Below are 5,395 nucleotides of genomic sequence, written 5' to 3' on the forward strand. Positions count from 1 at the left end.
TCTTTAGTATTAGGCGCTTTAGCCGGTATTATTATTATGTTTGTATTCCGTGTTGTGAAGTTGTATGAAGGAGATAGAGTTGTTAATGAAGGTATTGGCATGATGGGGATGATCGCATTTGTTATGTTAGTAGCTTCAGGTTATGCGACCGTTTTAACAGAGACAGGTGCAATAGATGAATTGGTTGAAAAAACATTGAAAATTACTGGAGACTCTCATTTTACCATTGCCTTTTTCTTGTTAACTGTCGGTCTATTAATAACGATGGGAATTGGAACCTCTTTTGGAACGATACCTATCTTAGCAGCGTTATATGTCCCAGTGATGTCGCCACTTGCTAGTGCGGCTTTAATTGGAACAGCGGCAGCATTAGGTGACGCTGGTTCGCCGGCTTCAGATTCAACTTTGGGACCAACAGCCGGACTGAATGCCGATGGTAGGCATCACCATATTTGGGATACATGTGTGCCAACATTTTTACACTATAATATACCATTGTTTATTTTTGGGCTTATTGCTGCGATGGTACTGTAATGAAGAATCACCCTTCTTTCAACATTCAGTGAGGAAGGGTGATTTTTAATTGGGCAAAATAAAAATGAGAATAATTCATCATTAAAAGACGGCAATTTTTTTGGCAGATAGGAAAGCATAAAACTTTCCTACTGCATAAGTGCAACTAAGGCTTTCGCCAAGGCGTGGCGATAAACCAAGTTTTCTAATATACTATTGGGTATAGAGGTGACAGAGAAAATTTCAGAAAGTGGGTATAAAAGTTGAAACGATTTTTTGTACTGCTATTATCTGTTTTTCTTTTAAGTGGATGTTTTTATTCAAAGGAAGCTAGACAATTAAAAAAGGATCCTGAAATTCAATCAGAGATAGAGAGTTTAATAAAAGAGCATGGTGAGGATATGTATGGAATGGAACTTCACCCTAATATGAAAAAAATGAAATTTGCTATAACGGGAAAATTTCCATGGCCAACAGATAAAATTGTTGTCGTGCCGGTTAAGACAACAGGGGATCCAGAATTTCAATTTAATACTTATGTGCATATATATAATGAGCAAACGGAAAAGTATGAGGTTACTTATGATTCAATTGATATTTCCGAGTTAGATAAAATTGGGCCTTTTTTATTGGAAATAACGTTTATGAAACTACATCAAGAAGCTTTCAGCAATTTGAAGAAAGTAGATCAAGGTATTAAAATTAAACGAACAGATATAGAAGCAGTTTTTAATCAACATTTTGAAGACAAAGAACAAGAGAGAACATTAAAGAAGGCATTCGCCGAAGATTATATGGAAGGGAAGTTTACAGATCCAACTGAATATGAAAGGTTAATTAACACCCATATGACTCCATGGCATAGACATAAAAAAGAAGGATGGCAATGTGAACCTACGATCAGACTGGAAGTACGACCTCCACTGGATGAATCTGAAACTTCTGAAGAAAAAATCCGTGGAATTATTGAATATATTGAATCGGCAGATGATCTCCCGCAAGGAATTTATACGATATCCTTGGATTCACAAGAGGAGTATATATACGAAAGTATATCAATGTGTAATGATTAAGGCATTGTGTAGGATGACAATGCTTTTGTTTAAAGATAAGTATAAAATTTTAGCTCTACCACAGCGTTGTTCACTGTGGTATTCTTATTATGGGGAAAAATATTTTGAAAGAAACTTTCTTTAGTATAGGGGAAGGTAGGGAATTATGGTAACTACCGGAATATATTATATCATTCAAAATTTCAATTCCTCATCAAATATTAGGGATATTTTGAACAAAATGTGTGATTAACCTCACTTGGAAACGTCTAATCTGGTTGTAAGATAAGGGTAAATGAAAAAAGGAGTGGTTAAATTGGAAACTACACCTCAACTTGAATATCAGGCGAATAGATTAATTTCTGATAAGTTAAAAGACATGTTATATTCTATTGGTACGATAAAACCGGTTGAAAAGGATACATATATTTTTCAACAAGGAACTAATGCGAAGGCGATTTACATGGTATTATCCGGTATGATAAAAATAAGCATGGTTACAGCGGAGGGGAAGGAATTAGTATTACGTCTTTGTGATCCAAATAGTATTATAGGTGAATTAAGTTTATATTATGAACATTCTAAGTTTCTTCTTAATGCTAAAGTGTTGGAAGCTGGTGAAGTGCTCGTAATTGACAAAGATAGATTAGAGTTAGAATTAACGACAAACAGCGAACTAACTTTTGAATATATGAAATGGTCAAATGATCATATGAGAAAATTTCAAATGAAAATTAGGGATTTACTTTTAAATGGCAAAAAGGGAGCATTATACTCAACACTTATACGTTTTGCTAACAGTTATGGTATTCACTACGAGAATGGGATATTAATAGATAAAGTTTTAACGAATCAAGAATTAGCTAAGTTTTGTCCGACAACACGTGAAAATGTTAATCGAATGCTTAATGAACTTAGAAAACTAGATGTTATCTCCATTCAAAAAAGAAAAATTTTGATCCAGGATATGCAGTATATTAAAGATGCTATTTGCTGTGAAAATTGCCCGATAGAATTATGTAATATAAACTAATTTTCTTAAATGTCCGTGTGTAAGTAATCCTCTATAGATATTTCGTTTTTGGTGTCCAATTGGCGAGGAAAATTCCAATGAAAATAAAAACTCCCCCTAGCATGACATACCAGTGTATGGGTTCTTGCAATAAAATCCATCCGGAAAGCACTCCGAAAAACGGGGCTAAAAAGAGAAAAGCACTCGTTTTTCCCGGGTCGCCGATATGGAGTAAATAAAACCATACGGCAAATTGAACGATAGAAGCCATAATCGCAAGCCATAGCAAGATAAGCATGGAAGTTGTTGTCACTTCGAAAAAAGGTTTTTCTAATATGAAACTACTTAAAAATAAGATGAGACCCCCAAATAGCATCTGGTAGGCAGTTAAAACCCAAACATCAATTTTCTGTCCCCATGTTTTGATCAGTAAAGTTCCGATTGCCCATGAAACGGCTGATAAAAAACCTAAAATGGTTCCGACTTTAATCGATAAATGTGCGCCAAATGTAATAAATACACCGAGAAATCCTAGAATAACTCCAATCCATTGCAGTCTTCTATATGCTAGTTTCAAAAATATGGTTCCGAAGATGATGACAAGTAATGGGTTGATAAATGTAAGAATTGAAGATTCTCCAGCTGTAATGGTTTCTAAACTTACGAAAATACAGCCCATTACCCCAGCTGTTTGAAAAAATCCAATTACAAATATTTTACCCCAATCGATTAATGTAGATGGATGAGGTCTTTTCCAGAGAACGACAAATATCGCCATTAAAATGCCTGCTAGAGAAAAGCGGAAAGCGACTAATAGAATAGGAGATGAATAGATTAATCCTATTTTCCCAATCGCAAAAGCAGATCCCATTAGTGAAGTTGTTAAAATTACTAATAGTCCATAGATGTACTTGTTCATACAATCTCCTTAATGTTTAACTAGATTTTTTGTTAAGGTTAATTATCTACAATTGTAACTACTTATTTTTATATTGTCACATAATTGGAATGAGAAGAAAAATTTCAATTATTGAAAATTCCGCGTTGCCCGTTGGAGTAGAAAAATCAGTCAAAGACATGAACTAAAAAAATGTAGAACTTAGTTTCTTTCATTATTCTCCTTCTGCATATTTTCTTTCTAAATAAAGCTTTTGTAGGTTAGATTCCCGTATTTTATTAACATAAGGAAGGAAAAAGTTGATTAGCATTCCAACTAAAACTGCATTGAACAGTGTGCCAATTCCAATAGTGCCATCGAAAAAGAATGCTGTGATAACGAGTACAACACTAATAGCCGCTCTGGAATAAGTCACGCTCCAGCCTGTTGCATTGGCAACGATAAGCATCGTATGATCAACTGGATTAGGCGCTACTTCAGACTGAATATAAATTGCGATGCCCAGTCCGGTAAAGAAAATTGCTAACACGAGACAAATCCATTGGCCAGCTAATGAATCAGCGAAACTGCCAAACTTTAATAAAAATAACCAACCGTCAATCCCAACCCCAGTAACAAAAGATGTAACTAATGCAAAATATTGAGGACGTTTTCTTTCCGCTAAAGCGTTTCCAAATACGATTAAAAAACCAGTGATAATTTCCCAGCTGCCAATAGTTAACCCAAATGTGCGAAATAGTCCGACAAGGAGGGCATCATACGGGGAAGTCCCAAGCGCAGATAAAATCGCTAAAGAAATTCCTAATGTGAGGATAAGTAATCCAACTAAATAAAAATGTACCCCAGCTCGTAGTAATTTCATGCGCTTTATGCCCCCTTCTGTAAACTACTTTAACTATAGCAAAAAAAATTACATTCAACTATTTTTAAGTATTATTTAAGCTTGTCTAATTTTACAATGAGAAAAATCGTTGAAAAAGCGTAGAGAATGCTTTTTCAACGATTCCGCGCCCTACGCCCCGGCGAGCCGGAGCGTAGGGCACGCCCGGTGTGCTCCCTCGGACAAAATCCATTAGAAAGTCGTAGTAGATTGTCTGTGGCGCCTTCCCTCGGACAAAATCTATTAGAAAGTCGGTGTAAATTGTCCGTGGCATGCTCCCTGAACACGCCCCGGGCTAGTTGGGGTATTAAAATACCCCAACAGAATCATTCATTTTCAGTTATTAATTCAGCAATTGTATGTCCGATAATGTTACCAGCTGTTTTGGGAGCGAATTTCCCAGGCAGTCCAAGTGCATGAAAAGTAGTAATTCCAGCTGTTTTTGCTACATCAAAGTCGATACCTCCTGGTTTGGACGCAACGTCAATAATAAGCGCATTTTTGTTCATAACATGAATTATATCTTTCGTTATTACAAGGTGAGGGATCGTATTGATACAAATATTTGTATCTTCAACGACTTCAATAAGCTTAGTTAATGAGATAGGTTGCATGTTCATCTCTCTAATTCTAGCAAAATCAGCCTGTTTCCGGGCGGCTACTATTACATTTGCCCCAATTTGATGAAACAATCGAGCCATCGTTATTCCGACACGTCCAAAACCTGTAATTAACACATTTGCCCCGTGGATCGTATAATCGGTATTTTCCATGGCGATTTGTAAAGTTGCTTCTGCTGTAGGGATTGAGTTGGCAATTGCCATATCATCACGTTCAAATAAGATTATAAGTTTCCGATTACTGTTTTTCGCCAAATTTTTTAATGTATCATTAGATGTTCCCGTATAAATGACGCAGTGTTCTGGTGTTTTTTGAATCATTTCTTTTGTTATTGTTGCTTTTCCGGCTGGGTAATTTAATTCAACGCAACCATGTTCATCTAATCCTAGAATTGGAAGAACAATGTAATCAATTTGACT

General features: G+C 35.8%; 6 protein-coding genes. 3 read left to right on the plus strand and 3 right to left on the minus strand.

What is annotated here, in order from left to right; genetic code table 11:
• The 3 genes from ACPYKA_RS18310 to ACPYKA_RS18320 all read left to right on the plus strand — a co-directional run.
• A partial coding sequence (locus ACPYKA_RS18310; protein ID WP_479543644.1) for a Na+/H+ antiporter NhaC family protein occupies positions 1–534 on the plus strand: 534 nt, incomplete at its 5' end.
• A 242-nt stretch (positions 535–776) separates the two neighbouring features.
• A complete protein-coding gene (locus ACPYKA_RS18315; RefSeq protein ID WP_479543645.1) occupies positions 777–1,586 on the plus strand; it encodes a hypothetical protein in 810 nt (269 codons plus the stop codon).
• 358 nt (positions 1,587–1,944) lie between these two features.
• Positions 1,945–2,598 (plus strand): Crp/Fnr family transcriptional regulator, encoded by a 654-nt coding sequence (locus tag ACPYKA_RS18320; protein WP_479543649.1) that lies wholly within the window; start codon positions 1,945–1,947, stop codon positions 2,596–2,598.
• A gap of 31 nt (positions 2,599–2,629) precedes the next feature.
• On the opposite strand, the gene ACPYKA_RS18325 is transcribed toward ACPYKA_RS18320, so the two are convergent.
• From ACPYKA_RS18325 to dpsA, 3 genes are all read right to left on the minus strand, one after another.
• Positions 2,630–3,496, minus strand: a complete 867-nt coding sequence (locus tag ACPYKA_RS18325) for a DMT family transporter (protein WP_479543646.1) — start codon at positions 3,494–3,496, stop codon at positions 2,630–2,632.
• Positions 3,497–3,689: 193 nt separating this feature from the next.
• Positions 3,690–4,337 carry a YczE/YyaS/YitT family protein gene (locus ACPYKA_RS18330; protein ID WP_479543647.1) on the minus strand — a complete coding sequence of 216 codons (648 nt, stop codon included), beginning with the start codon at positions 4,335–4,337 and terminating at the stop codon, positions 3,690–3,692.
• A gap of 344 nt (positions 4,338–4,681) precedes the next feature.
• Positions 4,682–5,395: dipicolinate synthase subunit DpsA (gene dpsA / locus ACPYKA_RS18335; protein WP_479543648.1), on the minus strand; the 714-nt coding region annotated here is incomplete at its 5' end.

Source organism: Pseudogracilibacillus amylolyticus (SeqCode) (genome assembly GCF_051918545.1).
GTDB lineage: Bacteria > Bacillota > Bacilli > Bacillales > Amphibacillaceae > Pseudogracilibacillus.

Bases quoted from the DNA above. Each gene is read 5' to 3' on its own strand.
- ACPYKA_RS18320 (WP_479543649.1), top strand. From the start codon at position 1,945: ATGTTATATTCTATTGGTACGATAAAACCGGTTGAAAAGGATACATAT.
- ACPYKA_RS18325 (WP_479543646.1), bottom strand. From the start codon at position 3,496: ATGAACAAGTACATCTATGGACTATTAGTAATTTTAACAACTTCACTA.
- ACPYKA_RS18330 (WP_479543647.1), bottom strand. From the start codon at position 4,337: ATGAAATTACTACGAGCTGGGGTACATTTTTATTTAGTTGGATTACTT.